Source organism: Microcoleus sp. N3A4, assembly GCF_036701805.1.
Classification (GTDB): domain Bacteria; phylum Cyanobacteriota; class Cyanobacteriia; order Cyanobacteriales; family Microcoleaceae; genus Microcoleus.
In genome coordinates this window covers 1-1848 of record NZ_JAUBRJ010000166.1, presented here as the reverse complement: position 1 = coordinate 1848, position 1848 = coordinate 1, and the positions used below count along the sequence as shown (strand labels likewise).

Annotated in this window: 1 protein-coding gene and 1 pseudogene; both read left to right on the top strand. The window is 39.0% G+C overall.

What is annotated here, in order from left to right; translation table 11 throughout:
- Positions 1-236: 236 nt before the first annotated feature.
- Positions 237-491: a hypothetical protein gene (locus QUA56_RS36460; protein WP_333368865.1), complete on the top strand. Its 255-nt coding sequence runs from the start codon at positions 237-239 to the stop codon at positions 489-491.
- Between the two features lie 973 nt (positions 492-1464).
- Positions 1465-1848, top strand: a pseudogene (locus QUA56_RS36455) (transposase); the annotation flags it as partial.

Below are 1848 nucleotides of genomic sequence, written 5' to 3'. Positions count from 1 at the left end.
TTCTGCTCGCTCCGATTTGGGGAACTGGCTGATGGAAAAAGGTGTGTCTTTTTGCTTGAGGCTGAAAAAGAATCATCTTAATCGAAACAGAACATTTAGTTTGGCAACGGCTAGATCAACTAGGAATAGTGCCGGGAACGTCTTTATACTTTCAAGGAAAAAGAGTCAGAAAAAGTCGGACTGCTACTGGATTTGACCTAGCCTGTAAATGGAAAAGAAACTCTGGAGGATTTACAGTGGATGAAGCATGGTTTATTCTCACAGATTTAGGGTCATTGCCAGCAGCAATCAATGCTTATAAGCAGCGGATGGGAATTGAAGAAATGTTCCGAGATTGTCAAACAGGAGGCTACGATCTTGAAGGAACTAGCTTAAAAGGAGACCGACTGATTAAGATGATTTTGCTGATGACTCTCGCCTACACTGCGGCAATATTTCAAGGAACTGAAATCCGGCAAAAGCAGGTGCAAGCCCTATGTATCTCGTCGTAAAGAACCCCAAAAAAAATATCGTAGACGGAGTACATTTGGTGTGGGTGTAGATGGAGAAAAGTGGGTTAATTATCTAAAACAATATGCTGAACAAGTTGAAGAGTAAACGCAAGTTAAGTCCAAATAAACGCCGATTTTATCAACAAGGTATGCGGGCTGCAACCCTTATCCGGTCTATCTCCTAGACCTTTCTGTCACCCCCCCAGGCATCAATATGTTTGAGAATGTTTGAGTTCTCAAAAGTAAGCCAACAATAATGAACGCCCAAACTCTATTGACTATTAAGCCAAATTTTCAGCATAAGTTATTGCCAGTAATCACCTAACTGTGCAAAACTCTTACTCATTTTTTTTACGAGCAATCAATTTCTGGAAGTAAAGAAGGAGCAGATTTACCTTCACGGTTATTGGCAACAGCAGTCGTGATCAACTCCAAGATATTGCGTTGTTGCGATTTTAGTGTGGTCACTACAGTTAGCATTCGTGCGACAAAAGTACTTCCTGCTTTTGTTTGGGAGCCAAAACTGGTACGCCGCCTTTCTTACGGCTGGACGAATAACTCTTTCGGCAGCATTAGGGACTCGCGGAAAAATAAAGTACCAGTCAAATTGGGATAATATAGCAATCCTAAATCAGTTGCAAACTAATCGGGCTTCACTAATCATGATTAAGTTGGTATTAATTCAATACTCCGGACAGTTTTTAAAGAGGAATGCGATCGCAATAAAATAGTGAATTGAAAAAACTGAGTGCTATCTGAACCCAAAATAAACAGAAAAAAAGGCACTCTTTTAGGTTAAGCTATAAAAACACACAAGCTCAACAGATTGCATACATGAAGATTATTGAATCCATCTTACAACAAATGCCAGGGATTAGTCAACCCCAAAAGAAGTTTTTAATCACTTTATTCTCAACTATTTTGCTGGTCCTTTGGTTTGGTCAACTTCACCAATCTCAGTCGTTATAGTTGTTTGAGCAAAAAAACCTACCGTCGTCACTTTCTCAAAAGCTTTAACTTTCCACAATTTAATCAATATTTTCTCGAATTTACCTTAAATCCTGAACACACAGTCATTGCCGTTATTGATTGTTCTTTTTTAAGAAAAAGTGGCAAAAAAACTGACGGTAAGGGTTATTTTTATAATGGTGTAGCGGGTAAGTCGTCACAGGGATTGGAAATTTCTGTGATTTATATAGTCGAAATTGAGACTCGTTTATCTTATAGCTTAAGTGTACAACAAACTCCATCACGCCCTCAAATAAAGAAGGTGAAAAAACTGCCACAAAAACCGAAGAATAGCTGGTCAAAAAAATCTCGCAAAAAACAGGAGTCTCAAAGCTCAACGCCTGACATC